Source organism: Bifidobacterium criceti, assembly GCF_002286935.1.
GTDB classification, from domain to species: domain Bacteria; phylum Actinomycetota; class Actinomycetes; order Actinomycetales; family Bifidobacteriaceae; genus Bifidobacterium; species Bifidobacterium criceti.
The window spans coordinates 111,285-136,289 of the sequence record NZ_MVOH01000002.1; the positions used below are offsets into that span (position 1 = coordinate 111,285).

The following is a 25,005-nucleotide window of genomic DNA, read 5'->3' on the forward strand; positions in this document are numbered from 1 at the left end:
CGGTCGACCGATCGTCAGTCCATCAGTTCGACGCCGCGCGCGTCGCGGTGTTCGGGTGTGCCGTAGTCGGATGTGAGGATGCGCACCGCTTCGACCCACGACCACACGAGCGCGGCGAGCGGACCCAGCCCGAACACGACCCATCCGAGGAGCGAGAGAAGCAACTGCGCGACCGCGCGGCCGGTGTAGCCCAGATAGAAGTTGTGGATGCCGAACATGCCGAAGAACAGCGCGAGCACACCCGCGAGGATCTTGTTGCGCGCGATGTAGTACGTCGGCGCGGGCGTCGCGTATGTCTGCGGCTGCATCGGCGGTGTGTACGTCGGCTGCTGCTGTGGCTGCGCGGCGTTCGTCGCGCCGCCGTCCGCGTATGTCGGCGCGGCTTGCGCCGCGGCCGCATACTGCTGTGCGCCCGCTTTTCCGAACGTATGATCCGGCGCGTACTGCTGCTCGTGGTCGTAGGGGCTCGACGTCGCCGTCGTCATATACGGATTGCCCGTCGAATCGACCGTCGTCGTGAACGGCGCCGCGGAAGGCTGCGTCGTCGGCTGCCCTGTCGAGAAGACCTCGGTCACCGTTTCGTCCGTGCTGCGCGCCGCGCTGTCCGTTCCGTCCTTGTTGTCCGTTCCGTCCGTATCCGTGGACGGTTCCACGAACACGTCCGTTTCGCCGACCGCGTCACCGGTGACGGGATTGGTCACGTCCGTCTCCTCGACCGTGACCGTCGGCGCGTCGTCGACGGAGGACGTCTGCGCATCGCGCGCGTCCTCTTGTGGATTCATGGGTATCTCCTGCTGTGTCATCGTTCCTCGATTCCTCGGTGTGGCTCAGCGACCGCGGTTTCCCGCGCGCGTCGCGCCGTACTGGTGTCCATTATCCGCGCCGACGTTGGCAATCCGCTGTGCATATGCTGATGTTCAGCGCACAGCGCGCCACAAACCGCACGTCCTGCGCGATTGTGCACACCGCATCGCCGCGCAGGACGAAAAAACGGACGTCCGCGGTTGTGCGAACGTCCGTCGTACTGCTATCGATGCGGTGCAGCCGCACTCACGCGACGTAGACCGGGCCGTATTCGGTCGGGACGTGCGTCGTCGCGATGTACGGGCCCGAGGTCGGACGCGCGTAGGTCTGGAAGCCGTTGCTGTAGTTCATCGATGCTTCTTCACAGTTGCAGCACATGATTACCTCTTTCGTACGGCACAAGGTCGTGCCGTGGTTCGTTATGGGAACCGTATGGAACGGTTCGTTGCACATACGATGCCCGATTCTACAGCCGAGTGCAGATGAGGGCGTTCGTGTGGTGTGCGGCGCACGCTGCGCCGCACACCAATGTCAGATGCGTGCGAGGATGTCGCGGCCGACTTCGTCGGTCGTGCGCGTCGTCGAGCCGAGTTCCTCGATGTCCGCTTCGACGGCCGCGTCGATCTTCGCGGCCGCGTCGTCGAAGCCGAGGTGGCGCAGCAGCATCGCGGCGGACAGGATCGCGGCCGTCGGGTTCGCGATGCCCTGTCCGGCGATGTCCGGGGCGGAACCGTGGATCGGTTCGAACATCGACGGATACTCGTTGATCGCGTTGATGCAGCCGGACGCCGAATAGCCGACGCCGCCGACGACCGCGCCCGCTTCGTCGGTGAGGATGTCGCCGAAGAGGTTGTCGGTGAGGATGACGTCGAAACGCTGCGGGTCGTTGACGAGGTAGATCGTCGCCGCGTCGATGTGGTTGTAGTCGTGCGTGACTTCCGGATACTCCTCGCCGACCTTGTCGACGATGCGCTGCCACATGTCGCCCGCATTGACGAGCACGTTCTTCTTGTGCACGAGCGTCACATGCTTGCGACGCTTCATCGCGAGCTCGAACGCGTAACGGACGACACGTTCGACGCCGTACGCCGTGTTGATCGAGACCTCGGTCGCCACTTCATGCTCGGTGCCTTTGCGGATCGCGCCGCCCGCGCCGCAATACAGGCCTTCCGTGCCTTCGCGCACGACGACGAAATCGATCTCACCCGGCTCGGCGAGCGGCGACGTGACGCCCTTGTAGAGCTTCGACGGACGCAGGTTCACATACTGGTCGAGCGCGAAGCGCAGTTTGAGCAGCAGGCCGCGTTCGAGGACGCCCGCCTTGACGCGCGGGTCGCCGACCGCGCCGAGCAGGATCGCGTCGGTGCGCTTGATCGCTTCGAGGTCCTCGTCCGGGAGGATCTCACCGTCGCGCAGATAGCGTTCGGCGCCCAGATCGAAATTCGTATACGTGAATGCCGCTTCGCCGGCAGCCGCCTTCTCCAACGCCTGCTGTGCCCACGGGGTGACTTCCTTGCCGATGCCGTCACCTGGGATGACGGCGATTGTGTACTGCTTGTGTTCGCTCATGACATGCGAGCGTACACGCGCGGCGCGCCGACGCATACACCACCGTTCATTTCTTGGACAATCACCTACCGCATCCGCCTATATCCACCTACCGTGCCTTGAGGCAATGAGCACCTCAGCACCCATCGCCTCAAGGCACCACGCGTTCTCATAGCACACGTCACGCCACTGCTTGTAGCGCCCGGTGCCGCCGCCATGACCGGCCTCTACCTCGATCTTGATGAGCGCGTCAAGTCCCGCCGCCTGGAGGCGCGCGACCCATTTGAGCGGTTCGACGACGAGCACACGCGTATCGTTCATCGACGTCGTCACGAAGATCCTCGGATAGTGTTCGACCGCCTCACCGTCGCGCCACACCGCGTGCACCGCGCCATCGGCGGCCGGCTCGGGCATCGGCGCGTTCTCATACGGCGAATAGTCGCGCATGTACCGGTACGCCTGCACGTCATGCAGCGGGTCGCCCCACTCGTCCCATTCGGTCACGGTGAGCGGCAGCGACGGATCGAGCATCGTCGTGAGCGCGTCGACGAACGGCACGTCCGCCTCGATGCCCGCATACCGTTCGGGCGCCATGTTCGCGACGGCGCCCATGAGTAGGCCGCCCGCCGAACCGCCGTTCGCGACCGTGCGCGCCGGATCGGCGAGGCCGCAGTCCTGCAGCGCGGCCGTCACATCGACGAAATCCTCGAACGTGTGTTTCTTATGCATCCTGCGGCCGTTCTCATACCATGCGCGTCCCATCTCACCGCCGCCGCGCACATGCGGCACCGCATAGAGCACACCGCGGTCGAGCAGGCTCAGGCGCGCGATCGAGAACCCCGGATCGGAACTGATCTCATAGGCGCCGTAGCCGATGATGAACATCGGCATATGCGCACACGCCGCGCCACGGCGCCAAACGAGCGACACGGGGATGCGTTCGCCGTCGCGCGCCTCGACCCATATCCGGCGTTCGGCGTACTCGCGCGCATCATAGCCGCCGAGCACGGTCGCCTCTTTGAGCAAGACGTCGGTGCCGTCGCGCGTGTCGAGCTCATGCAGCTCGCCCGGCCGTGTATAGCTCGTGAACATGTAGCGCATGCGCGGCGCGTCATAGGACGGGTTGCCGGCCGTGCCGATCGAATACAGGCGTCCGGCGGCCCCGTCGAAACCATCCAATGCCGGCATCGGCACATCCTCGGGCTTCCAATCGCCTTCGAGCGCGGGCGGCGTGACCGCCTCGAAACGCCACGGGCTGCCATCGAGGAAATCCTCTGCGGCCGCGGCCTTGCCCATGACGGCGAGGCGCGGCAGGCCATCGGCTCGGTAGGACAACGCGACGAAATGGCGGTGCAGCGCGATGCCTTCGATGACGAGGCCCCGCGCGCCGCGCAGCAACGCGGGATTGCGCGGATCGTCGAACGGCGTGCCGACAGGCATCGACCAAGCGCCCTCGACGACGGCATCACCGAGCTCGCAACCGTACGGCGAACCGCACGCGATCATCTGGCCGTCACCGAACGCATACGGCGCAAACGGCGGCTCCACACCACGCATATCGATGACATCGATCTCGAAGTTCGGATTCGTCGCGTTATGGTAGACGACGGCGACGGGCACATCCTCACCATGCTCATCTGCGCCTTCGAACGTCGCGAAACTCACATCGTATTCGACGCCTTCCTCACGCGGGATGAACGGCGTGAACTCACCTTCCGGGTCACTCACCGGCAGCATGAGGACCTCACTCGTCGTCTTCGACCCGGTCCCGATCACGAGATGGCGTTCATCGAAGGACACACCAATGCCGGCCCAGAACCGCTCATCCTCCTCACGGTAGACGTCCACGTCATCGGACACGTCGGTGCCGACCTTATGCCTGCGGATGAGCCACGGACGCTGCGCGTCATCGAGGACCGTGTAGAACACATAGCGCGCGTCGGGCGTGAAACACGCCGCCGCGATGCCTTCGAAACGTTCGGGCAGCTCATGTCCCGTCGCGATCTCGCGAATCGTGAAATCATAGCGCTCGTCACCGTTCGTGTCGACGCCGAGCAGCATCCACCGGCCGTCCTTGCTGATGTCCATGCCGCCGACGCGGTAGAACTCATGGCCTTGCGCCTCGATGTTCGCGTCAAGGACGATCTGCTCGCCGTCAAGCGTCCCCGGCTCCTGCTGCGCATCGATGAGCGGCGGATTCCAATCATCCTCATCGGTCACCGGAATACGGCATTGCACCGCGTACTGCTTGCCCTCCTGCGTGCGCGCGTAATACCAGTAGCCGTCCATGCGCGTCGGCACCGACATGTCCGTCTCCTGCACATGCGAACGGAACTCCTCGAACAGGCGCTCGCGCAATGGTTCGAGATGCGCCATGCGCGCAGCCGTATAATCGTTCTCCTCGCGCACATACCGTTGCAGCTGCGGGGATTCCTTGTCGCGCATCCACTCGTAGGGGTCGTCAAAGACGTCATCATGGAAACGGCGCTCGCTTGCGATGCACGCGGCGTGCGGCGGCCGCATATCCGCCTGTTCGTTGTGCTCGTTGGTCATGCGCCGATTATACGCACGCACCCGCCATCCCCCCTTCGCTGTCCGTGCCGGTTCCTGCGCACCCGCTCAGCGGAACTGCTCAAGGTAGGGCAGCATCGTCTTCATCATGTTCGCGCCGGTCGCGCCGGTGAACACCGGCACATCGGTGTCGGGAACCGGTTGCGTCGTCGCGAATCCGGACATCGGCACGAGGCCGCCGCCCGCTTCACGCGGCGACAGCTGCCGGATGCCGATCGCGAGCACACGTCCCGGATACCGCTTGACAATCTGCGCATACGTCGTCGGATCCTTCTGCCCGTCGTCACCGAGCAGGATGAACTTCATGTCCGGGAAGTCCTCCATGAGCTGTTCGGCGTATTCGAGCTTGTGCTGCACGCCGGACGGCACGAAGGTCTTCGGCCTTGGGTCGAGGTCGCGCAACAGGAGCGGGCCGTCCGGGAACCCGTAGTCGGTGATGAACCCGCGGATCTGGCTTTCGACGTTCCACGGCGACGTCGACAGGTAGAAGAACGGCGCGTTCGGGAACATCGCGCGGATCTTGTTGTACATGACGGCCATGCCCGGCACGGACGCGCGCTTGTGCGGCGACAGCAGCATCATGTTGTAGACGGCCTTCCACAACGTCGGCACCTGCGTGACCATGATCGTGTCGTCGACGTCCGAAATGACGCCCACGTTCGTGTCGCTCGGGATCGTGAACAGTTCCGCCTTGACGGGTGGACGCCGCGGCACCGTGCAGCTTATCGTGTGGATGCCCGGCTGCAGGCGGTGTTCGGCGAGCAGGTCGAGGTATCCGGCCGAGTCGGACATCGAATAGTCCATTGTCTGGTTGCGCGTCGAATCGATCGGATCATAGACTTCCATCGTGCCGACCTGCACGGTCTTGAGCGGCACATCATCGATGTCGATGCGCACACGCTCATGCGCGGCCGGCACTTCGAGCATCGCGTGGATGCCGCGCATCGGCGTGTGCGGTTTCGCGCGCGTCGGCGCATAGATCGTGCGGCATACGAGGCGCGAGTATTCCTCGGTGCCGTATCCGACATACGTTTTGACGCTCGGGAACCAGTTGAGCCGCCGCACGAGCGACGTCGAGACCTTGATCCACACGCCGAAGAGCGCGATGACCGCCTTCCTGACAATCGTCTTGACCGGATTCGCGACGCGCAGGCGACGTTTGCGTACGAAACGCCGACGTGGCACGCCCGTCGCGATCTCGCCGAGCGGTACGGCGACCGTCGGCATGTCGTCCGCCGCGGTCGCCGCGGACGTCGTGCGCAACGCGACGGCGGCCGCCGCGCCGATGCCGTCGCCGTTGTCCTCGTTCGTCTGCGCCCTGAGCGCCTCCGGATCCTCGACGATCTCGGCGTCCGTCGCGCGCGAACTGCTCACGCGGCGTGCGGCGCGCCCCTGCTGCTCGATTTCGTCGAGTGCGCGGTCGAGCAGTCGTTTCGTCGTCCGCAGCCGCCGTTCCGATGACTGGGGGTCGCTCATGTCAGGTTCCTTCGTTTCCGTATCCGTCATGTTCCACGTATGTTTCACGGGTCCCTCCCGTGGGGGTCGGCGAGCGCCGCGTGGTGCACATATGCGCCACGCGGCGCGCCGTGTCACTTCGTGATGATGGCCGCGTATTCTTCCGCGCTGAGCAGTTCGGGCATGTCGTCGTCGAGTTCGATCTTGACGAGCCATCCCTCGCCGTAGGGGTCGTCGTTGATGATCGCCGCGTCGTCCTCGGCTTCGCGGTTGACGTATTTGACCGTCCCCGCGACGGGGCTGATGACCGGTTCGACCGCTTTCGCCGATTCGAGCTGCACGAGTTCGTCGCCCGCTTCGATATGTGTGTCCACTTGCGGCAGGTCGACGAAGACGATGTCGCCCATGCGTTCCGCCGCGTATTCGGTTATGCCGATGACGGCCGGTTCGACCGAGTCATCGACCCACACGTGGTCCTCCGAATACTGCAGGTGCTTCGGGATGTCGAGCCTGTCCGCCTGTTCCTGTGCCATGTCGTCCTTCTTTCGTTCCTATGTGTTTTTCGTTCCTATGTGTTCCTGTACGTGTGTTGTTGGGCGCCGACGTTCAGATCTCGCGACCGTACCATTCCTCGATCATGACGCGCGCGATCGTCGCTTTGCCGGGGACTTCGATCTGGCCGGTCACGAGCAGTTCGGTGTATTCGTCCCTCGTGACCCACCGCGCGTCGGAGACTTCCTCGCCGTCCACGTGCACGTCTGTGTTGAGCGCCTGCCCTTTGAATCCCATCATCAGTGAGATCTTGTACGGCCATGGTTGCGAGCCGAGGTATTTGACTTCGCCGACACGCACGCCCGTTTCCTCGAAGGTCTCACGCCGGCATGCATGTTCGAGGTTCTCCCCCGCTTCGACGAATCCGGCCGATACCGAGTACATCAACGGGTTCTTCCACGCTCTGTTGTGCTGGATGAGCAGCCGGTCCTGCGCATCGACGACCGTCATGATGACGGCCGGTTCGACGCGTGGGAACAGCACACGGAAGTCGTCCTCCGCGTTTGTGCACCGCTGCGCCCATCCGCTCATCGCCTGCTCGACCGGATATCCGCAGTGTGGGCAGTGGCGTTGGTATGCGTACCAGTTCGACAATGCGAGCATCGTCGTCGCCTGTCCGATCTCACGTGCCGACGCGCGTGGCGCGAAGCCGCGCAAGTCGACCCAATCGAATCGTGCGACGGCGGACGCGAATATGCTGTCGTGCACATCGTGTGCGGTGTCGGCTTCGTCGAACGCGTCGTCGACGCGCCGCGCATCGTCGCCGCCGACGGGGTCCACGACGACGTCGCTCACGTCGAGCGCGACGACATGCTGCGACTGCGCGCCGTGATACGCGCCGAGGTAGATCGCCTTGACTTCCGGATGGTGCGGGAGCGCGTCCGCGACGTATGCGCCGGGCAGTGTCGCGAGACGCATATGCGCGGCCGACTGCCGCACAAGCGCGCACTGCCCGAACGGCACGGCGAGGAGCCCCGCGCGCGTGAGCACGACGCTCGTGCCGGCTTCACGTAGGACGTTCCCGATGAGCCTCGGGTCGGCGCGGCGGTCCACGCCGTAGTCGATGTCGCCTTGTGCGAGCGGCAGATACGGCAGCACCTGCGTGAGCGCGAGCGATGAGAACATCGGTATCATCTCCTAGGTCCCGCGGACGGTGTGACCGTCCATTCCCGGCCGCGCCGTCCGCGACACCGTCCCCTCCACTGTAGGGCACGGTGTCGCATGACGCCGCCACACCGGCTACGCGTTGCGCGATACGTCCGTCGTCCTCAGCGTACGCCGCCAATCGCACGCGGCACACGCGAAACGAGGTCGAGGAGCGCGTCCGCTACGATCTGCGGACGTTCCCACGCGCTGAAGTGCCCGCAATCCTCGATCGCCGTGAACGCGACGTCTGTTTGTGTCATCTGTTGTGCGATCGGTTCCATGACCGTTGGGCTGCTCGACGGATCGTTCGTACCGCATATGACGGCCGCAGGTGCGGTGATGCGCGCGAACTGGTCGTTGAGGTCGGGCCTTCCCCCCGCCATCCGTTCGCGCCATGCGATGCCCGCGGGCTGCTGTTCGCGGATCCATGTGCCGAACTGTTCGATGTACGCGGACGATTGCTTGACGCTCGAATCCCCCGGTTGCACGTCGACGAAGAACATGACGGGGTCGGTCGTGTGCCGTTCGACGCATGTGCGAGCGATGCGCACACGGTTGTCGCGTGACGCTTCGCTGTCGGCGTCGCCTTTCGTGTCGAGCAACGCGATGCCGGCGACCGCTTCGGGATGGCGGCGTTGGATGTCGAGCACGACGTAACCGCCCATCGACAATCCCGCCCAGATGGCCTGTCCGTAGCCTGCCGCGTGCAGCAGCTCGACGTAGGCGTCAGCGATGAGGTCAAGACCTTGCGGATACGTGCCGTCCTCGGCGAGTGTCCCGCTTGCCGCTTCGCTCGGCACGGGCGATGCGCCCGCGCCTGGCATGTCCGGCGCCCAGATCGGGAACTGTGTGAGCTCCTGCGCGTCGGTCGTCTCCATAAGCGCCGTCGCGCAGCGGTCCCACATCCTGTGGTCCACCGGGAATCCGTGGACCAGGATGAGCGGGATCCCTTCCCCATCGCGGTAGATGTGGTTCTCGATCGTCAACGTCATCGGCTTGTGCTCCTTGTCCATCCGTGTTCTTCCGTGTACCCTGTGTGCGCTCTTCCGCCTGTGTTCACAGTCCCGTCCACGCGAGCGCCTGTCGCACAATATAGTCGTGTCCGTCACTCATCTGTCCGAGGAATTCATCGAACGACGCGGAGCGTGGATCGACCCATTCGACGTCGAGCGTCTCGTCCTGCGGCTTGCAATCGCCTGCGATCGGCACGATGTAGCACAGCGCGATCGCATGCTGCCGTTCGTCATGGTACGGCGAGACACCCGGCGTCGGGAAGAACTCGGCGACCGTGAACGGCGTGAGCCCCTGCGGCAGCACCGGAAGCGCGATGTCCCCGAGGTCCTTCGCGATGTTGCGTGCGATTGCCTCGCGGATCGTCTCATGGTAGAGCACACGGCCCGCGATGAGCGTGCGTTCGACGATCATGCCGCTGTCGGAAACGCGCAGCAGCGAACCGATCTGCGTGACACGGCCGAAATCGTCGACGCGTACGGGGACGACCTCGACGTACGCGACCGGCATCTCCCTGCGCACACGCGCGAGTTCGCGTTCGTCGACCCAACCGGGAGGCGTCACGCGCCCCGAACCGCGCGCACGTGTGAAGTCCTCAGGTGTGATGTGGTCGAATTCGCCACGGCGGCGCCCCGCATCGTAATCGTCGTCGTCCGGCACTTCATCATTCAGAACTGGCATGTACCCATTATCGATGCGCCACGTCCCGAAGGAAAGCGGCGTGTCGGACGCACACCACAGCGTCCCACTCCGCAGAGCCGGCCTACCAACCCACCCACAAACCACCCCGTTCGCGTCCCACTCCGCAGACCCGGCCTACCAAACCACCCACAGCATCCCACGCCGCAGACCCCACCTACAACCCCACCCGCAAACCATCCCGTTCGCGTCCCACTTAGCAGCTACGTCCCGCCAACCTACCCGTAGCGTCCTATTCCGCAGAACCCATCTGCAATCCCACCCGCAAACCACCCCGTTTGCGTCCCAATCCGCAGAGCCGGCCTACCAAACCACCCACAGCATCCCACTCCGCAGGCCCCATCTGCACCCCCACCCGCAAACCACCCACAGCGTCCCAATCCGCAGGCCCGGCCTGCACAACCTCCCACCCACCGCGCGGACGCCAAGCACGGTGACGCGGCCGACCCCAGCAGATTCCCCTTTCGGCTTATTCAGACTCCGCCAAGGTGATTCGTGGAATGTTAGGGAAGGAATGCGGTTGTTCCAAACAACGCATCCGATCACGAACGTCATTAAGGAGACCACCATGGCAGTTCAGGAAATCACAACGGAGACCTTCCCGCAGGCCGTCAAGGACCATACACTCGCACTCTTCGACTTCCACGCCACTTGGTGCGGCCCGTGCCGCGCCTTCGGCCCGATTTTCGAAAAGGCGAGCGAAGCGAATCCGGATGTCTTCTTCGGCAAGATCGACATCGACAAGAACCAGGACCTCGCCGCGCAGGCGGACGTCCAGGCGGTGCCGACACTCATGATCGTCAAGGAAGGCCACATCATCTACCAGGAGCCGGGTGCACTGCGCGCCCCGGACCTCGACGATATCATCGAGCAGGCGAAGAAGCTTGACGTGCAGGCCGCGCTCGCCGAAGCCGAGAAGAACCATGAGGATCCGCATGAGGTCCTCGAGGAGAACGAAGACAAGTAACCCCAACGTTTTCCACAGGCAGTCCGACAACGTCCGCCCGACATGACGCCGAGGCGGACGTCGTCGTTCTGCCGCGCTTCCTGCACCGTGGCACACCCCAATCATCCATATATGGACACGGATGTATGAAGTGTGAAGATATGGGAATCGACGGACCGATCCGCAGTGCGTGAGCTATAATGTTGCGCAGTGTGCATTCCGGCGGCGACCTCGAACGGCCGCGCGCACCGCCGCCCTCCCTGAGTCGAGGGATCCCATACCGCCGAGGATTATTGGACGTACGTTTAGGAGCACAATGGCTACCCATCATAAAGCAGACCAACCAACGCTTCGATCGCTTACGAAAAGGCAGTGGATTCGCATCGCCTCCGTGGTCGCAGTCGTGGGTCTGGTCGTGGCTGGAGGTGCGGCCACACGCAGCATCTATTCTCATGCCAATGCCGCACCTACCGCCGAACCGACCGCATATTCGATTTCCGACGCGCATGCGGCGTCGCGCGGCAACGCACGTGACGCGCTCGAAGGCGAGCCGACATATGTGAACGTCACGATCAATGGCAAGACGCGCACCGTGCTTGGCACGAACTTCACCGATGTGAAGTCGGTCCTCGACGCCGGTGACATCACGCTTGAGAGCGGCGATACCGTCGAACCGTCGCTCAAGACGAAGGTCGACGAATCGACGACGATCACGATCAGCCGTGCGGGTGCGAAGATGGAGACCGAGGAATCGAAGATTCCGTTCAACACCGTCAAGAAGGAGACGTCGTCGCTGCCGAAGGGCACCGAGAAAGTCGAGACGGAAGGCCAGGAAGGCATCCTCGAGAAGACGAACCTCGTCGAACGCAGCGGTGACAAGATCATCTCGTCGAACACGTTCGCTTCGTGGGTCAAGAAGGCCCCCGTCGAGAAGGTCATCCTCGTCGGCACCGCGGAACAGCAACCGCAGACGACGACGGACACGTCGAACAATTCGTCTTCGTCGAACTCGAATGCGAACAACAACGCGCAGTCCGCGAGCAACAACGTCGGCACGACGGCACCGGTCGGCGAAATGCAGCAGTGGGCGCACGACTATCTGCTCGCGAACGGTGGCACGGAAGCCGACTTCACGGCGACCGTCTACATCATCTCCCATGAGTCCGGATGGTCCGTCTCCGCGACGAATCCGGGTTCGGGCGCATACGGCCTTCCGCAGGCGCTCCCGGGCAGCAAGATGGCGTCGCACGGTGCGGATTGGGCGACGAACTACCAGACGCAGCTCAAGTGGTTCTGGGATTACTGCAAGAGCCGCTACGGCTCGGTTCAGGGTGCGTACAGCTTCTGGCAGGCGAACCACTGGTACTGATCGGCGGTGGTGTGCGGTACCGCTCAGTACCGCACACCATATCGGCAATCCGATTCCGATAGATATACGGTGAGGGCTCCAATGGCAATCCATTGGAGCCCTCACCGTATATTCGCGGCCTGTGTCCCGTCTGCTCAATCCATGCGCGTATCAACGCACGGTACGGTTCATGTCACCCATAGGGGAACGGGTCACTCGGCATGTTCGGCCGTGCTGGTGGCCTTGCGGCTGGACGCGCTGTAGTCGACGCCCTTCTTGCGGCCACGCTTCTTCATGACGCCCTGCCTACAATCGTTCACATCGAAGATGATCGTCTTGTCATCCGGGAACGGTGTTCCCTTGAGCTGCGCGAACGCGACCTCGTCATCCTCGACCTCCGGGAAATCGAAGAACTTGAGGATGGCGTTGAGCACAACCGGCAAATTGAGCGTGACGGAAGCCGTCGTACGGGTGGGTTTCACGAATTCAATGGCGTTGACATCCGATTCATTGCATTCGCGGATGGCGATCTGCTTGGTATGGGGGTTCGTCAGGATCTGCACATAGCGCGGGGCGCCCAATTCCTCCACCGTGTTCTTGTTGAAGCGCGCGTATCGTGGCGTCACCGTCAGCACGCACTTACCAACAGTCGCAGAGGGATTGACCGGCTCAAAACCTTGTAAAACCGACATATTCAAACTTCCTTACGTCGAGATTTTGACTGTTTGCCCTTTAACTATATATTTTACCGTCGATTTTTCAAAATCCGAAGTGTCGCACGGCGACCGCTTCCTCATTATCCAATATGTATCCGTCGTACCTACCGCAATACTGAATGCAAAGGCGTGGGGGTGGCACAGCATATGCCGTGCCACCCCCACGCCTGTCATGATGCGCGCATCGCATCACTCATTCGACGCGACACAGTTTCGTATACGTGACGGACGGTTTCTCCGATGTCGTCGGTGTCTCGTCAATGCCGAGTTTCTGCATCGCGTACGGAGAGACCGTCACATCGAACGAATACGTGACTTCACTTTCCGGCTGCACCTGCGTCAGCGTCGTGTAGATGAGCCTAGAGTTGAGCGAATCGGCGACCGGCGTCCCGCTGTTGCCGGTGACTTCGAAGTTGCTTATCGCACCTCCCGCCGGTGGCATGAAGACGATCCGTTCCATGCCTGCGCCTTTGCTTTGTGCGTATGACATGCCGGTGAGATATTCCGGCAATGTCATCGATTCCTCTTTCGTCATCGTGTTCTTGATTGTGTACGTCACATGGTATTTCGCAGGTCCCTGTTCGCCGCAGTCGAGCTGTGTGATTGTTGTGGACCGCTTGAGATACCAGCCCATCTTCGAAGGATTGTTCTCGGTGAAATAGATGCCGACTTCCGGTTCGGTCTCGTCGATAGGAAGTGTGGATGTCAGTTCCATATCGCTGAACAGTTTTTCGAGTGTGGGGTCGAAGGAGTACACGGACAGATGACGGTTCTTTCCGAGTTCTATCATCTGTGACGCGAGGCTCACGATCTTGCCTTTCTGCAGATCACCCATGAGGCGCTTCACACAGGCTTCCGCGACGGTGCTGAACATCGCGTCGGTCTCCCGGTAATCGTATTCCCTGTATGCGGTGTTGATCAGGAAGTCCGCCGTGTTCGAGCCGTTCAACACGGTGCCGTCGGGCAACGTCACGTCACCGAGCACCCTCACGAGTGCCTGTACGACGAGGGGGTCTGCGAATACGACGCCGTTGAGTTCGGTGTCCTTGCCGGTTTCCGTCCGCTCCCAGATGTCCTTGAACATATCCGCGGCGTGGGCGTTGTCCGGCGAATTCGCTATATCGCGCACATCATAGCTCAGATGCAGGGGGCCTTGCTGCTGGTAGAGCAGCCATTCGTCCGTCGTCACATTCGTCGCGGTGATATCCTTGCCGCCGAATTTGAGGTTGTTGACGAAGTCCCCGATCTTTATTGCGCCGTCAGTGATTGTCACCGTGCCAACGGCGCCGATAAGGCCGCCGCCGCCGCGCATCTCCGCTGGCGTCGTCGCAAGCACCGCATAGGTCTGCTTGCCTTTATATCCAAGCCATTCAGGGAGTTTCGGAGCGTATTCGAACGTCCCATCCTGCACGTACATGTTGATTGCATCGAGCTGTGTACGGCTGTCAATGAGCGTATCCGCAACGATGCCTATACGTGGCACCGGGATTTTGTCGAACGCCTCGGTGTTCCGCTGCAGCGACCGTGCCGCCGTCTCGAGTTCCGGGAGCGCTTTCAGAATCGGTTCGGCATTGACGTGCCCGTCTTTGTAGATTGATTTGACGTCGATCTGTTTGACCGCGTCCGCGTATTTCGGTGCCGTGTCCTGTGCCATATCGTCGACGACGTCCGTCATCATCCGCACGACGCGCATGCTGCCTTTGATGCCGGGAATCTTCTCGGTGAACGACCACAAGCCGCCGTTCGTGATGTCTTTCGCCGCGCGAGTCTCCTTCTGCACATCGGCGATGACACCATCGAGGTCGTTGAGCCGGTTCTGTTTGACGGCGTCCTTGACGACGGCGATTGCCGCTTCCTCATGTTGCTTGACGAGGAGCGCCTGCGTGCCGACCGCGCCGAAGAACACAACAATGACCGCCGCGATCGCGATGAGGATCCATCCCCACCAACGGATGCGCCGGTACCACACCGGCTTGTCTGTCTCATCGGCCGCCTCGGTCTCATCTGCGTCGGCGGCATCAACCGCCTGGGACTGTGCCACGGGGCTTTGCGATCCGTCTACCGTATCGGTGCCGGCATCATTCACCGCTGCACCATCCTGTGCGGCCTCATTGACATGCTCGTCCATATGCTCGTCATCGTCATGTGTCGGCATAGCGATTCCTCTCAACCGTATTCTTCAGGTTCGAAGTTTGGGCCATCCATCATGCCATCCATGATTGGCCCCATAGACAGCGGTACCGGCATGGACGCTCACATGGAGATGCGTGCTCATGCCGGTATGCCATTGTAGCCACGCACTGCGAATTCAGACGTGGCATTCACCGAATCCACTCAGTCGTCGTGTCCGACCTTGATCTTGTTGTCGGCCACGTCGAGCAGATGCCTGCCGTAAGGGCTTTTGCCGTATTTACGCCCGGCTTCGACGAGTTGTTCCTTCGTGATCCAGCTGTTTTCGTATGCGATTTCCTCGATGACCGAGATCGGCATGTTCTGCGCACGTTGGATTGTTCGTACGAATTCGCCCGCTTCGAACAGGCTGTCCATCGTGCCGGTGTCGAGCCATGCATATCCGCGGCCGAGGGTCTGCACATGCAGGCTGCCATCGTCAAGATACATGCGGTTGAGGTCGGTGATCTCAAGTTCTCCACGTGGGGACGGCGTGACGCGCTTCGCGAATTCGACGACACGTTCGTCGTAGAAATACAGGCCGGTCACCGCATAGTTCGAAGCCGGATGTTCCGGTTTCTCGACGATGCTCACGGCTTTGTTGTCGTCATCGAATTCGACGACACCGTAGCGTTCCGGATCGTCCACATAATATCCGAACACGGTCGCGCCGTGGTCGAGCGTCGCCGCACGCCGCAATTGCCGCCCCAGACCGTTGCCGTAGAAGATGTTGTCGCCGAGCACGAGCGCGCATGCGTCACCGTCGATGAACTCCTCACCGAGCAGGAACGCCTGCGCAAGGCCATCTGGGCTCGGCTGCACCTTGTATTGCAATGAGACGCCGTATTGCGATCCGTCGCCGAGGAGACGCTCGAAATTGGGCAGGTCCTTCGGCGTCGAGATGATGAGGATGTCACGGATGCCGGCGAGCATCAATGTGCTCAGCGGATAGAAGATCATCGGCTTGTCATAGACCGGCAGCAGTTGTTTCGACGTGACGGTCGTCAGCGGATAGAGGCGCGTGCCGGAGCCGCCGGCGAGGATGATGCCTTTCATGCCTGTCCCCTTTCACCGCTTCGCCGCGGCCACATAGGCGTGCAACGACTGCCGCCAATCCGTCGTCTCGAAGCCCGCGTCCTCGATCTTTGCAAGGTCCAATGTGCTGTAGGTCGGGCGGGGGCTCACCGGGGCCTTCGCATGCGCGAAGTACTCCTCGGTGCTGATCGGCCGCACATGCTCGCCGTTGTCGTTCGTCTCGGCGAACACGTCCTTCGCGATTTGCGCCCAGCTCACGCTCTCTCCCGAGCCGGTCAGGTTGTAGGTGCCATACGGTGCGTCCGAGTCAAGCAGGAAGAAGATCGCCTTCGCCATATCATCGGTGAACGTGAGACGGCCGAACTGGTCGTCGACGACCGTCACCTCGTCCAATGCGTCGTTGCCGTCGGCCACGCGGTCGGAAAGCGCCATCATCGTCTTGACGAAATTGCGGCCATCGCCGATGACCCAGCTCGAACGCACGATGTAATGCTTGTCCGCCATCGCCACGGCGATGTCGCCGGCGGCCTTCGACTGACCATAGACGCCAAGCGGGGCGAACGGTTCGTCCTCACGGTGCTGTTGCGTTGTCCCGTCGAACACATAATCCGAGCTGATATGCACGAGTGTCAGATGGTACCGCTGCGCGGTTTTCGCGAGGAGCGCCGGCCCTTCGGCGTTCGCCTTCCATGCGAGCGCGCGTCCTTCTGGTGTTTCGGCCTTGTCTACGGCCGTATAGGCGCCTGCGTTGATGATCGTGCCGTACAGGCTCCAGTCGATCTGCGCATAGGCGTCCGGATCGGAGAAGTCGAATTCGTCGATGTCGGTGAATTCGAAGCCCTTGAGGCCATGCGCCTCGACGTATGCGCGAATCGCGCGGCCGAGCTGGCCGTTAGCGCCCGTCACCATCGTACGCTTCGGCTCCATTGGTTTCGCGTCCTTGAGCATCGGATGGTGCAGGTCGGCTTCGCTACGCTCTGACTCGTCAAGCGGAATCGGCCATTGAATCGCCAGTTCAGGGTCGGCGAGGTTGACGAACGTGTACGTCTTCTTCATTTCGAGCGACCAGTGCGCATTGACGAGGTACGAATACGCGGTGCCGTCCTCAAGTGCCTGGAAACTATTGCCGACGCCACGTGGCACGTAGATCGCACGGGACGGGTCGAGTCGCGTCGTGTAGACCTGCCCGAACGAATCACCGGGCCGCAAGTCGACCCATGCGCCGAAGATCTCGCCTGTCGCGAGCGAGATGAACTTGTCCCATGGCTCGGCGTGGATGCCTCGCGTCACACCGCGCTTCGCGTTGAAGCTGATGTTGTTCTGCACCGGCTCGAAGTCCTCGGGCAGCCCGAGGGCCGTCATTTTCGCCTTCTGCCAGTTCTCTTTGAACCAGCCGCGGTTGTCGCCGTGCACCGGCAGGTCGAAGACGAGCAGTCCGGGGATGTTCGTCTTCGTGACCTTGAGTTCCTTTTCGAATTCCATATCGTTCCTATTCCACGCTGTTCGCAGTCATTGCCTCGATGATGCCATTATGGGGTCCCGTCACGGTGACTGGACCCCATAATCGTTGCATCACTGGCCTTGTGCCTTGTATTTCGCTTCGGTCGCGGCCTTCGCCGGTTCCCACCATTGCGGGTTGTCGACGTACCATTGCACGGTCTGGCGCAATCCGGATTCGAAGTCGGTGTGCGTCGGACGCCAGCCGAGTTCGGTTTGCAGCTTCGTCGAATCGATCGCATAGCGGCGGTCATGGCCCGGGCGGTCCTTGACCCAGTCGAAGGCGTCCTCCGGCTGGCCCATGACGCGCAGAATGTCTTTAAGCACCGTCAGGTTGTTGCGTTCGCCGTTCGCGCCGATGAGGTACGTCTCACCGATGCACCCCGTCGTCAGGATCGTCCACACCGCGCTCGAATGGTCCTCAGTGTGGATCCAGTCACGCACATTGAGGCCATCACCATAGAGCTTCGGACGGATACCTTCGATGATATTCGTGATCTGGCGTGGAATGAACTTCTCGACATGCTGGTATGGGCCGTAGTTGTTCGAGCAGTTTGAGATCGTCGTGCGCAGCCCGTAGGTGCGGTGCCATGCGCGCACGAGCATATCCGAACTCGCCTTCGTCGACGAATACGGGCTCGACGGGTGGTACGGCGTCTCCTCGGTGAACTTCGCCGGGTCATCGAGCGCGAGGTCGCCATAGACTTCGTCGGTGCTCACGTGATGGAACCGCACATCGTATTTGCGCGCCGCTTCGAGCAGACGGAACGTGCCTTCGACGTTCGTCTTGAGGAACGGCTCCGGATTCGCGATCGAATTGTCGTTATGCGATTCGGCCGCATAATGCACGATCGCGTCATGCCCCGGCACGAGTTCGTCGAGCAGCTTCGCGTCGCAGATATTGCCGTGGACGAACTCCACCTGATCTCCAAGCAACGGTTTGATGTTCTCGAGATTGCCGGCGTACGTCAACGCATCGAGGACCGTTACATGCACATCGGGATGGTTGTTGACCACGTAATGCACGAAATTCGAACCGATGAAGCCGCAGCCACCGGTCACGATGATGTTCTTGGGAATAAACGCATCAGTCATGGCTTCCACTCTAGCAACAGCTCGCTATCATCAAGGCTTGAAACCTGAGAATGTAATGCATCTCGCTATGTACGAGTAAGTTATATCCAAGCGTAATGAATGTATCTAGGAGTCAGTATCCCATGAAACCTGTAGTAGAGATTCTCATGGCCACGTACAACGGGGCGGACTACGTCAGGCAACAGATCAATTCCATCCAATCCCAAACCTTAAGCGATTGGAAGCTGAACATCTGCGATGACCGTTCGACGGATGGCACCTTGGACATCATCACCAGCATCGCACGTGAAGACCCACGCATCAATATAATCTCGCAGGACATCAAATTCGGCTCTGCACAGGCAAACTTTACGTACCTGATGAGCCAAGCCAGCGGCGATTACGTCTTCCTGGCCGATCAGGATGACATCTGGCATCCCAACAAGCTCAAGCTCTTCATGGACCGTATGCATGAGGCCGAGCGCCGCTATAGTGCCGACACTCCCCTACTCGCTTTTTCCGATCTCACGGTTGTGGACGTCGAAAATCATGTCATCGCGCCTTCATTCCTCACCTACATCGGTCGAGACCCGCACCGCACCAGTCTGAATGAGCTGCTCGTACAGAACCTGGTCACCGGTTGCGCGAGCGCTATGAACCAAGCAATGGTCCAAGTCGTCCAATCCTTCAGTGTCAACGACTCCAAAGCCATGATGATGCATGACTGGGTCTATGCTCTGCTGGCAGCTTCCGTTGGCCATCTGATATATGTAGACGAGGCGACCGTGGATTACCGCCAACATGGCACCAACGTCATGGGCGCACATCCGTACTCATCATGCAAGACGCTTCTTGGCCTCATCATTCCGAGCGGCCGAAGGAAACAGGACCGCATCACGCGCTTGCGCCAGACCATCGAGCAAGCCAAACTTGTTCGAGCATCCATGCAATCTCGCGCATTATCCCCAGCGCGCAGCACACTTGATGCGTATTGCGACATACCCAGCCAAACCCGCATGCAGCGCATCCACACGCTCTTCACATATGGTTTCTGGCCGAACAAGATCATGGACCGCATCAGCCAGCTCCTTACAGCGCTCTCGCTGTAGCATGTCATAGCATGAGGCTCGATCTATATTCGAACCAGAAGCGGACGAATTCGGGTCAGACGTAGGAAACACGGCCAACAGCATCCCGGAGGACACCCAACAGCATGAATCAATCAACATCGTCAGTGGAGTATCAGGCATCATGAATACACCAATCAAGCAGCCGAAGATTCATTCGGTGAAATACAACGTAATCATGAACGCGATTCTCACGACGTCCACGTTCCTATTCCCACTCATTACCGTCCCATACGTTTCACGAGTGCTGGGGCCGGACAACAACGGCATCGTGTCATGGGCCTACACCTTCGTCGGCTATTTCTCGCTTGTCGCGCAGCTTGGATTCACGATGTACGGTACGAGAGAGTGCGCAAAACTCAGGGATGACCGAGCAGCGCTCAGCAAGACCGTACAGGAGCTGCTCATCATTCTGTTCGCTTCCACGGCAATCGTGTATGTCGTCTATGTAGTGTGCCTGTTCGTCATACCACGCACGCGAGAGCAACTACCACTTATGTTCATTGCCGGACTGTCCATCTGGCTCACATCATGTTCGGCGGAATGGCTGTACCGTGCCATCGAACAGTACAGCTACATTACCATCCGCAACATCGCGTTCAAGGTGCTCAGCATCATCCTGCTGTTCATCTTCGTACGCAACACGAACGACACATTGGCCTATGCGACGGTCCTGCTCGTAGGCACGATCGGTTCGAATATACTCAATCTGCTGCGTCTGCGCGTCTATGTGACGTTCTCGCGACACTATACGATGAACATCCGCAGGCATTTCAAAGCGATGTTCACATTCTCCGTCTCCAACATCGCGTCCGGCATGTATGGGCAGATAGACATGCTGCTGCTCGGCTTCCTCACCTCCAACTATGCGTTGGGCCTGTACCAGCTCGTGTACAAGATCCGCAATATGTGCAATTCCGCGGTGGGTGCCGTCAGCGGCGTCATGCTGCCACGCCTTTCCTATTACGAGGCGCAGAAGGGCCACGAGGCCACGACCAAACTGATGGCGAAGAGCTTCAACTTCCTCGTCATGCTGGGTCTTGCGCTGATGGCCGCCGTCGTCATCTGCGTCCAGCCGATCATCCTGTTGCTCGGCGGTCGCGACTACCTGCCCGGCTGGTCGGCACTCGTCATCAGCTCCCCAATGATTCTGTTGGGGCCTATCGGCTCCATGCAATCGCAATACATGGTTGCGGCAAACCGCGAGAAAGAGTACACCTACACCACCGTCACCGGTTTGGTGCTCGCCATCATCTTCGAGCTCATTTTCATCCCGATATGGGGCATCAACGGCGCCGCATTCGGCCTCGTGCTCACTGAGATCTGCGTGTATGCGCTGCGCACCTACATCATCCGTGATTTCATCAAGGAAGTGCACAAGCATACCGATTACTGGAAGATCATCATCTCATGGATCGCCGGATGTGCCGCGGCCGTGGCGATTTCGTGGCTGTGCCGGACGTGGTCCCCCATTCCGCGCATTCTGCTCGCCGCCGTCGGGTTCTGCATGCTCGACGCCATGCTGCTGATCCTCACGAAGGAATCGTTCCTACGGTCCATGCTCCACAGAAGGAAGTAACGAACATCATGGTCATCGCCACTCCCTCGACGAGTTCTGAGATATCTCGCACACCCCAACGTGCCCGCGAGCGCTCCGTCGACATCATTATCATCCTCTACGAGCAGGGCATCGAAGAGATAACTTCACTGGAGTATTTTCTGAACTCCCCTACTGTGCATGGCGTATACATCCGTGACAACAGCAGCCACCCGCACAAGGTCAGCGCCACGCTCCACAACCGCGACCTCATTCACTACCGTTGGATGGGTGGTAATGTCGGGCTTCCCAAGGCGTACAACAACGCCGTCGCCGAGTGTGATGCGCCGTTCATCTGCATCATGGATGATGATACTGCGGTACCTGATGATTTTTTGGAGAAGGCATCCGCATATTTCATCGATGAACCTGCCGTCTATCTTCCGCTTGTGCGCACACAGCGCGAACTTATCAGCCCACATCTGCAGTTCGGCTACCGCGTTCAGGTGATTGCCGATGGTGATTTCTCCGATGCCACGCATATGAGTGGTATTAACTCCGGCATGATTCTCGCGCGCGACGTCTTCACGACCGTGCGCTATGACGAATCGCTGTTCCTGGATGAGGTGGACCACGAGCTGATGGTCCGGGTCCATGAACATGGCATACCGATCATCGTCATGGACGACATCGTGCTTCATCAGTCATTCTCGTATGATTCGAACAACATGCAGGCTGACATCCACCGCTTCCACATCTGGAAACAGGACACACGTACGTACTATGCGATGTTCGGCAAAGACGGCAAGCGCGCCGCAAGCATCCGCATCCGTGCGCGCCGCCGCAACCTGATCAGGAAATACAAGTCCTTGCGTTTCCTGTTCATCTGATTGATGTCATCCTCTCCCCTATGACGCTCTGGCATGCAGGTCAGTGCACATACGTCTCCAGCACCTTGAGCGAACGCACATAATTGCCGAGTGTGAAGATCATCTTGCGCCGTGTGTCCGTGCTCATGCTATCGGTCGACGCGTCCTCGACATGGTGCACGACGATACGCGGGTCGTAGTGCATCGTCAGCCCAGCAATCTGGCAGCGCGCCCACAGGATATGCTCTTCGAAATACAGAAACGTGCGCGGGTCGAAGGCCTCGTCGTAGTGCTGTACGAAAGCGGGCGTGAAGATGAGACATGCACCATGCAGCATATAGGGACGATTCGTGTCGGCTTCCGCCGTGGCGTGCGTGTATGGGTTCGACGTCCAGGCATGGCCGCTTAGACGCTGCTTGAGATGCACGAGCGGCGAGTACAGGTGCAATCTCAGCAGCAGCAGGATGCGGCGGAAGCGGCGTAGTTGGCGGCGCATCTCCTCCTGAGTGTGGATAATGCCATAGCTAGGGTTCTGGTGGCATCCGTCTTTGAGTGAAATGATGTCGGGGCCGATGACGCCGCAATGGGTACGCGCATAATCCTCGATGCACAAGGTCATGAAGTCGTTGCGATCGAGCATCGCATCGTTGTTGATCGTCACGATGTAGTCGCAGTGCAGTTGTTCCTTGCAGTAGTGGTATCCCATGTTGTTGCCGCAAGCAAACCCCTCGTTGGCGTCGTTGTGCAGCAGTGTGACATCATCGGCGTTGGCGTATTGGGCCTGCAGCCGTTCATAGCTGCCATTCGCCGAGTCGTTGTCGACAACGACGATATGGTAATCGCCGCCGGCGCAGTGCTCACGAATCGACGCGACGCATTGCGTCGTGGCGTCGTCGACCAGATAATGCAATACGACGAAACCGAATCGTGGCGTATCCATGGTCATTCTCTCCTCGTCACGCATGGCGCATCCTCATACCGCATGCCGCTGCGGCACGCAGCACCGGATTGCGCATCATCATGTATTTGAGCTTGATTGGCGCACTGAGCACGGATGTATCAATACCAGCCAATCGAGGCCGCAGTTTCCGGACCCGTGTGTTCATCGCCGACAGCCGCCGCCCCGCTGGGGCCAGCATCATCGCTGCCTTGCACTCCTGGAAATACAAGTTGACCTGTTCCTCCTGCCATGCGGCATACAGTTGCGGATCCCCATCCAATCCGTATGCGTGCATGAGCCGCGCACGGGCATCGATGGCTGGATGGTATAACCCCTTGGCGTGGTTGCGGTAGGTGCGTTCCCCCAATCCGCCGACACGGTAATGGTATTCTGCGACATCGAGGTATACGATCTCGCGGGCCGCCGCGAACGCCTGCATATTGAAGATGTTGTCCTGCATCCGGGGCAGCTGTGGATCAAATGTCAACCGTTGTGCTTCGAGGAAGGCGCGGCGGTACAATTTGCCCCACGGCACCCCGATTGCCGTGACGAATCCTTGGGGCTGGACATACGAACCGTCAATCAGCTGATGGTACAACGGCCGTTTGTGTTCCTCATCACCGGCGGTGAACGACTGCGGGAAGAAATGCTGCCGTGCTTCCTGACCATCACCAAAGGCGACACATGCGCTCATGACAATATCCGTATTCTCATGTGCGGCCGCCACGAGCGTGTCCAAATATTCAGGTTCGAGTGTGTCGTCGGGATCGATGAAGCCGATCCACATACCGCTTGACTGCGCAAGCCCTGCGTTGCGTGCCGCGGAGACGCCCCCGTTGGGCTGGTCGATGAGCCGGATGCGGGTATCGCGCTGCGCGTGTTCCGCAATGACCGCAGCGGAACGGTCCGTCGAACCGTCGTTGACGGCAAGCACCTCGAAATCGGTGAATGTCTGCTTCGACAGCGAATCCAGACATGCGCCGATGTACTCCTGTTGGTTGTAGACCGGTATGACAACCGATATTGTGGGTGTCTTCGTCATTTCCGGTACTCCTTGACCTGCATGCGCGCACCGTCCTGTATGCCGCGCGCATAGGCGCGCAGTTTGGCGATGCGGTTGGACTCGAAGAGCAGCGAAAGCGCCATCAGCATCGGGATCTCCGTCACACCTTCCATTCCGGTCCACCGATGGTATTTCTTCCAATAGATGATGCGGTTGCGCGTCTGGTAATAGCAGCGTGTGGGGCCGTATCCAAGCTTGTACAGCGGTTTCCACGTCAGCGCACCGCCCGGTCCACGGCGTGGCACACGCAGCAACGTCTGCTCTGACTTGCCTTTTTCGTGGATGAGGCACGCCTTGTTGTCCTTGATGATCGTGTATCCATTGAGCAGCAGACGTTCGTTGAAATCGAAATCCACATAATCGATGAACAGGTCGTCATCGAAACCACCGACCGCGAGTGCCGCTTCCACATCGTTCAACGTCCCCGACGTGATCGCCCCATGTTTCGCCGCATGGTCAAGCCGTTCGAGCGGCGGCATCGCCATCGCCTTGTACTCCGCCATCGTCATGCGGTTACGATCGAGGATGAATGGGCTGACGAGCGCAACGGTGCCGGACAGGTGGCGTTCCAGCTCGTCACACATGCCTTCCGTCGGCACACTGTCTTGATCGAGCAGCAGGATATGCTCGTAGCCGCCATCATGCGCGGCTGCCAGCAACTGATTGAGTGCAAAAGCGATGCCGCGGTTCTCGGTGTCGGCGATCACTTGCACGTTGTCGAACTCGTCTTCACACAGCGCATGCACGGCCGCCGCGTTCGCCGAACCGTTTTCGTAGATGAACACCTGACGCACCTGTGGCGCGGTGGCGTGCAGGTTCGTCCGCAGCCGGCCAAGGTCGGGATTGTAGGAGACGATTCCAGCGCAACGCATCAGCGACGGTTCCTCGATTTCTTGTG

General features: G+C 60.4%; 21 protein-coding genes. 5 read left to right on the forward strand and 16 right to left on the reverse strand.

Annotated features, from left to right (window positions below; translation table 11 throughout):
* Window positions 1-14: 14 nt before the first annotated feature.
* The 8 genes from B1526_RS09240 to B1526_RS00760 all read right to left on the reverse strand — a co-directional run bounded on the left by B1526_RS09240 (window position 15) and on the right by B1526_RS00760 (window position 9,768).
* On the reverse strand, window positions 15-803 hold the full coding sequence (locus tag B1526_RS09240) for an NINE protein (protein ID WP_235606959.1): 789 nt from the start codon (window positions 801-803) through the stop codon (window positions 15-17).
* A 532-nt stretch (window positions 804-1,335) separates the two neighbouring features.
* Window positions 1,336-2,373, reverse strand: a complete 1,038-nt coding sequence (locus tag B1526_RS00730) for a 3-isopropylmalate dehydrogenase (RefSeq protein WP_095614273.1) — start codon at window positions 2,371-2,373, stop codon at window positions 1,336-1,338.
* A 78-nt stretch (window positions 2,374-2,451) separates the two neighbouring features.
* Window positions 2,452-4,905: a S9 family peptidase gene (locus B1526_RS00735; RefSeq protein WP_095614224.1), complete on the reverse strand. Its 2,454-nt coding sequence runs from the start codon at window positions 4,903-4,905 to the stop codon at window positions 2,452-2,454.
* 66 nt (window positions 4,906-4,971) lie between these two features.
* Window positions 4,972-6,150 carry an App1 family protein gene (locus B1526_RS00740; RefSeq protein ID WP_407640976.1) on the reverse strand — a complete coding sequence of 393 codons (1,179 nt, stop codon included), beginning with the start codon at window positions 6,148-6,150 and terminating at the stop codon, window positions 4,972-4,974.
* Between the two features lie 362 nt (window positions 6,151-6,512).
* A complete protein-coding gene (gene gcvH / locus B1526_RS00745; protein ID WP_095614226.1) occupies window positions 6,513-6,911 on the reverse strand; it encodes a glycine cleavage system protein GcvH in 399 nt (132 codons plus the stop codon).
* Between the two features lie 73 nt (window positions 6,912-6,984).
* Window positions 6,985-8,055 (reverse strand): NAD(+) diphosphatase, encoded by a 1,071-nt coding sequence (nudC, locus tag B1526_RS00750; RefSeq protein ID WP_095614274.1) that lies wholly within the window; start codon window positions 8,053-8,055, stop codon window positions 6,985-6,987.
* A gap of 143 nt (window positions 8,056-8,198) precedes the next feature.
* Entirely contained in the window at window positions 8,199-9,089 is an 891-nt protein-coding gene (locus tag B1526_RS00755; RefSeq protein WP_235606960.1) for an alpha/beta fold hydrolase, read from the reverse strand.
* A gap of 43 nt (window positions 9,090-9,132) precedes the next feature.
* Window positions 9,133-9,768, reverse strand: coding sequence for an NUDIX hydrolase family protein (locus B1526_RS00760; RefSeq protein ID WP_095614227.1), 636 nt, complete (start codon window positions 9,766-9,768; stop codon window positions 9,133-9,135).
* Between the two features lie 586 nt (window positions 9,769-10,354).
* Here B1526_RS00760 and B1526_RS00765 point away from each other — a divergent pair.
* Both B1526_RS00765 and B1526_RS00770 read left to right on the forward strand, forming a co-directional pair.
* On the forward strand, window positions 10,355-10,753 hold the full coding sequence (locus tag B1526_RS00765; RefSeq protein ID WP_095614276.1) for a thioredoxin family protein: 399 nt from the start codon (window positions 10,355-10,357) through the stop codon (window positions 10,751-10,753).
* A 295-nt stretch (window positions 10,754-11,048) separates the two neighbouring features.
* Window positions 11,049-12,101: an aggregation-promoting factor C-terminal-like domain-containing protein gene (locus B1526_RS00770; RefSeq protein WP_095614228.1), complete on the forward strand. Its 1,053-nt coding sequence runs from the start codon at window positions 11,049-11,051 to the stop codon at window positions 12,099-12,101.
* 191 nt (window positions 12,102-12,292) lie between these two features.
* Here the strand turns inward: B1526_RS00770 and B1526_RS00775 are convergent, their stop codons facing one another.
* The 5 genes from B1526_RS00775 to rfbB all read right to left on the reverse strand — a co-directional run bounded on the left by B1526_RS00775 (window position 12,293) and on the right by rfbB (window position 18,592).
* Complete coding sequence (locus tag B1526_RS00775; protein WP_095614229.1) at window positions 12,293-12,772, reverse strand: hypothetical protein; 480 nt, start codon at window positions 12,770-12,772, stop codon at window positions 12,293-12,295.
* 217 nt (window positions 12,773-12,989) lie between these two features.
* On the reverse strand, window positions 12,990-14,951 hold the full coding sequence (locus B1526_RS00780; RefSeq protein WP_095614230.1) for a DUF4012 domain-containing protein: 1,962 nt from the start codon (window positions 14,949-14,951) through the stop codon (window positions 12,990-12,992).
* Between the two features lie 179 nt (window positions 14,952-15,130).
* Window positions 15,131-16,021: a glucose-1-phosphate thymidylyltransferase RfbA gene (gene rfbA / locus B1526_RS00785; protein ID WP_095614231.1), complete on the reverse strand. Its 891-nt coding sequence runs from the start codon at window positions 16,019-16,021 to the stop codon at window positions 15,131-15,133.
* Window positions 16,022-16,033: 12 nt separating this feature from the next.
* On the reverse strand, window positions 16,034-17,482 hold the full coding sequence (locus B1526_RS00790) for a sugar nucleotide-binding protein (protein ID WP_095614232.1): 1,449 nt from the start codon (window positions 17,480-17,482) through the stop codon (window positions 16,034-16,036).
* 90 nt (window positions 17,483-17,572) lie between these two features.
* Window positions 17,573-18,592, reverse strand: a complete 1,020-nt coding sequence (gene rfbB / locus B1526_RS00795) for a dTDP-glucose 4,6-dehydratase (RefSeq protein ID WP_095614233.1) — start codon at window positions 18,590-18,592, stop codon at window positions 17,573-17,575.
* Window positions 18,593-18,714: 122 nt separating this feature from the next.
* Between rfbB and B1526_RS00800 the strand changes: the two genes are divergently transcribed.
* From B1526_RS00800 to B1526_RS00810, 3 genes are all read left to right on the forward strand, one after another.
* Window positions 18,715-19,680 (forward strand): glycosyltransferase family 2 protein, encoded by a 966-nt coding sequence (locus tag B1526_RS00800; RefSeq protein ID WP_095614234.1) that lies wholly within the window; start codon window positions 18,715-18,717, stop codon window positions 19,678-19,680.
* Window positions 19,681-19,876: 196 nt separating this feature from the next.
* Window positions 19,877-21,277: a flippase gene (locus B1526_RS00805; RefSeq protein WP_235606961.1), complete on the forward strand. Its 1,401-nt coding sequence runs from the start codon at window positions 19,877-19,879 to the stop codon at window positions 21,275-21,277.
* Between the two features lie 8 nt (window positions 21,278-21,285).
* Entirely contained in the window at window positions 21,286-22,125 is an 840-nt protein-coding gene (locus tag B1526_RS00810; protein ID WP_095614236.1) for a glycosyltransferase, read from the forward strand.
* 40 nt (window positions 22,126-22,165) lie between these two features.
* Here the strand turns inward: B1526_RS00810 and B1526_RS00815 are convergent, their stop codons facing one another.
* From B1526_RS00815 to B1526_RS00825, 3 genes are read right to left on the reverse strand one after another with little or no spacing between them, the layout of a single operon-like run.
* A complete protein-coding gene (locus B1526_RS00815) occupies window positions 22,166-23,044 on the reverse strand; it encodes a glycosyltransferase family 2 protein (protein ID WP_095614277.1) in 879 nt (292 codons plus the stop codon).
* Window positions 23,045-23,060: 16 nt separating this feature from the next.
* Entirely contained in the window at window positions 23,061-24,086 is a 1,026-nt protein-coding gene (locus tag B1526_RS00820) for a glycosyltransferase family 2 protein (RefSeq protein ID WP_095614237.1), read from the reverse strand.
* Window positions 24,083-24,979, reverse strand: a complete 897-nt coding sequence (locus B1526_RS00825) for a glycosyltransferase (protein WP_095614238.1) — start codon at window positions 24,977-24,979, stop codon at window positions 24,083-24,085. Before B1526_RS00825 ends, B1526_RS00820 begins: the two co-directional genes overlap by 4 nt.
* Between the last annotated feature and the right edge of the window lie 26 nt (window positions 24,980-25,005).